Annotated in this window: 1 protein-coding gene and 1 pseudogene; one reads left to right on the top strand and one right to left on the bottom strand. The window is 71.7% G+C overall.

Features of this window, described 5'->3' with window-relative positions; genetic code table 11:
• Positions 1 to 379: 379 nt before the first annotated feature.
• Positions 380 to 2713, bottom strand: a complete 2334-nt coding sequence (locus NBZ85_RS28915) for a protein kinase domain-containing protein (protein ID WP_261563123.1) — start codon at positions 2711 to 2713, stop codon at positions 380 to 382.
• A 307-nt stretch (positions 2714 to 3020) separates the two neighbouring features.
• Here NBZ85_RS28915 and NBZ85_RS28910 point away from each other — a divergent pair.
• A pseudogene (locus NBZ85_RS28910) lies at positions 3021 to 3637 on the top strand (hypothetical protein); the annotation flags it as partial.

The following is a 3637-nucleotide window of genomic DNA, read 5'->3' as shown; positions in this document are numbered from 1 at the left end:
TCTGTTCGAACTCGCCGAACACGCCCTCGACCGGCTCGCAGGAAAACCAGACATCGTCCGCGGATTTTTCCACACCCCGGAACTCTCCTACATCGAAGCAGTTTAGATACTTAGAATTTCGTTAGTAATGGCGGATGGCGCTCAGATCCCACTCCAACCGAAAATATGATTTGGAGTGCAGCTGGATGGAATGTGGGGAGTAACCACTACTGGCGTGCGCTGTCGTGCACCATTTGGAACTGCGAGATTCATCAGGAAAATTAGTCCGATTCTCCCGGCTTGTAACTGACGGAATGCTGTAGCTCCAAACGAAGAGCGTCAGTGGACGGCTGGGCCCGCGTGGCCGCGGGGTAGGCGGCCACGCGGTTGGACGTGTGCGTCAGCCGGCGTTCCAACGAGGGTGGGCGGGGAGGTCTCCACCGGCCGTGATCGCCCGGTCGCCTGCGCCGGGGTTGTTGGAGTCGAGGACGTGGAGCTGCTTGCTTCTGTCCCGCTCACCACTGAAGACGACGAGACCGCCGGGTCCGAAGGCCGGATCCTGATCGTCGCCGCGGGCGTGGGTGAGCTGGATGGGCGCAGTCGAACCGTCCGAATTCATCTCGAAGATTTCGAGGTCGCCGCCCTTGGCGCGAGTGAAGGCAAGCTTGCTGCCGTCGGATGACCACGCCGGGTCGGTGTCCTCGTTTCCCTGGCCAGCGGTGAGTCTGTTCGGCTTGGCTCCGTCCTCCACGCCGATGGTCACGATGAAGCCACGCTCGCCGTCCGCCTCGTTAGCCCAGTAGGCGACCTTGTCGCCGCTCGGTGACCAGGCCGGGTCGGTCGCTCGCGGCGCGGCGTTCGCTATCCGGGCCACACTGGCATTCCTCAGCTTGACGATGTACAGCCCGGGTTTTGACGAGCCGGTGGCATCGGTCAGGGAGCGGGTCACCAGGGAACCGCCGTCAGGAGAGAAGGAGGGGCGGGAGTCCGGCGGGATCGTCAGGTTCGCGGCCTGTCCCGAGGTGAACAGTGGCACCGGCTTCCCGGAACCGTCCGCGGCGATGGCCATGTACTGGTTCTTCGGGCTGCCCGACGTGAAGTAGACGACCGTCATGCGATCGGGCGTGATGACCGGCAGGACTTCGTTGGCCGGCGTGCTTGTGATCTGTTTTTGGCCGGTGAGGAGTCCACTACCTGGCACTGAGCTGGTGAAGAGGTCGTAGTTGCCGTTCTTCCGCGAGGTATACACGATTGCGTCGGCCCCGAGAGGCTGCGCGGACTTCGGCAGCGCGAATGCGGCGGCCTGTGCGGCCGTCTCCGTCACGGAGGAGGCGGGCTTGGCACTGTCGCCTGAGTCACCGCCCTTGTCGTCGCCGCCGGAGTTCAGGGCGAGGATGCCGGCGAGGATCGCGCCCACCACGACGACGCCGCCGCCGACGAGCAGCGGCACGCGGTTCCCGCGGCCGCGGGAACCTGGGCCGGACGGCGCGCCCACACCGGACGGCGCTGCCGGACCGCCGCTCCCGCCGGGACCACCCGGCCCACGCGGCCCACGCGGCCAGGACGGCGCGGCGGCCTCGGCGCCGACCCGGGTGGGGGACTGGCCGGCGACGGTCCCGCCGCCGCCCGCCGGCTGCGGCGGCACCGGCGCGCCGAGGCCGGTCGGCAGCCGGGTCGGGGCGTCAGAGTCGGCGGGGTAACCGCCGGCGCTCGCCGCCGCGGCGGCCACCCCGCGCCCGCCGACGTCCGCAGCCGGTCCGGTGCCCACGGCGCCTGCGCTCGGGCGTCCGGTGCCCGATCCGGTGGTGCCGGGGACGGGCAGGTTCCAGCCCTGTAGGACGTTGGTGACGTCCTGCGGGTCGATCACGGGGGCGGCGTCAGGGCCGGTGCCGGCGGGGTCGCCTAGCAGGCGGAGCATGAGCTGCTGGGCGCTGGGCCGGGTGGCGGGGTCCTTGCGCATCGAGAGCCAGACGGTGGGGCGCAGGGCCGGGTCGACGCCGTCGAGGCGCGGCTCCTCGTGCAGCGCCCGGTAGAGCAGCACCTGGGCGGAGGCGTCGCCGAACGGGTAGTGCCCGGTGGCGGCGAAGGCGACCAGGCCGCCCCACGCCCAGATGTCCACCGCGGAGGAGATCGGCTGGCTCTCGATCTGCTCGGGGGACATGAACGCGGGCGTGCCGAGCTGCTGCAGGTCGCCGGTCAGGCCGCTGCCGGCGTCGACCGTCCGGGCGATGCCGAAGTCGATCACCCGGGGGCCGAAGGGGGAGAGGATGACGTTGGCGGGCTTGAGGTCGCGGTGCACGATCCCGGCGCTGTGGATGGCGGTGAGCGCCGCGGCGACGCCGACCGCGAGCTGCTCCAGGTTGGCGTCGGCGAGAGGGCCGTTGCGCTGGACGTAACGCGCCAGCGTCTCGCCCTCGATGAACTCGGTGACGAGGTAGGGCCATTCGGCGTCGGGGTCGGCGTCGAGGACCTCGGCGGTGCAGACCCGGGCGACGCGGCGGGCCGTCTCCGCCTCCAGCCGGAACCGGGCCCGGAACTCGGGGTTGCCGACCGCCTCCGTCCGGATCACCTTGATCGCGACGAGCCGGCCCTTCTCCGAACGGCCCAGGTAGACCATGCCCATGCCGCCCTGGCCGAGCTTGCCCAGCAGCGTGTACGAGCCGAGCTCGCGGGGGTCGTCCGGGCCGAGCGGGACGGCGCGTGACGCCGCCACTTCAGCATCCGATGACGCCATCGACCTGTACCCCTGCCTGCCGCGTGCCGACCGCGGCCGGGCGGGCGACACGCAGGAGGCGCGGGCCCGCCGGTGTCGCGCACCGACCCTTGGATGATCATTGTGTCCCGACCCGCCGGCGTGGCGGATCACGTGGGGAAAATCTTAGGTGAGTGTCCCCTGTTGCAGGACTGTCGGGGCTCCGACTCCCCTTACGAACTGGTTGTCAGCGGATTGACAGGGTTCGGCGTGGTCGCCGGCCGCTCCCGATGCTCCCGCTATGCCATTGTCGTGACGACGAGATCTTGTTGTGAGGGAGGGGCACCGCATGGTGAGGATGGCCGGCCGCGTCGCCCGGGCCACCGGCGCGCTGGGCTGCGCGGCGGCGCTACTGGCCCTGGTCGCGTGCTCGGACGGCGACCACCGCGGCGACGGCCGGTCCCGGGCGCGGGACGCGGCCCGCCCGGTCAAGTCCGACCCGGGCCGCCCCGGCGCCGGCGGGGCGGCCCGTTCGGACACGCCGACCGGCAGCCCCGGGGCGGCTGCGATGCCGGTGTGGGGATTCGCCAGTTTCGCCGCGCCCGGCAGCCCCCCGGGGAACGCGCCCGTGGCGGTCCCGGCGGCGCAGAGCGCCGGGAGCTGGCGCACCGCCGGCGGTGCGGGCGCCGCCGCGCGGGTCACGGTCGTGCGGCAGCAGACCGGCGGCTATCGGGTGACCTTCCCCGGCATCGCCGTGGGCGCCGGGCGCGGCGCGGCGATCGTCACCGCGTTGGACCCGGCCGCGGCCGTCGTCGGCACCACTGCGCCGGTGGTCTCCTGCCACATCGTGCGCTGGGGCGCCGCCGGCCGGGACGAGCAGGTCGACCTGACCTGCCGCGACGCCGCGGGGACACCGGCCGACGGCGCCCCAGCGCACGATGTGGCAGGAGACCACCGGCGCAGTGG

The sequence above is a fragment of the Frankia tisae genome, from assembly GCF_025403405.1.
In the GTDB taxonomy this organism is placed as follows: Bacteria; Actinomycetota; Actinomycetes; order Frankiales; family Frankiaceae; genus Frankia; species Frankia tisai.
The sequence above is the reverse complement of the archived record's forward strand: the minus strand, read 5'-3'. Positions and strand labels throughout refer to the sequence as shown.

Coding starts and splice junctions, on each gene's coding strand:
- NBZ85_RS28915 (WP_261563123.1), bottom strand. CDS start 2,713: ATGGCGTCATCGGATGCTGAAGTGGCGGCGTCACGCGCCGTCCCGCTC.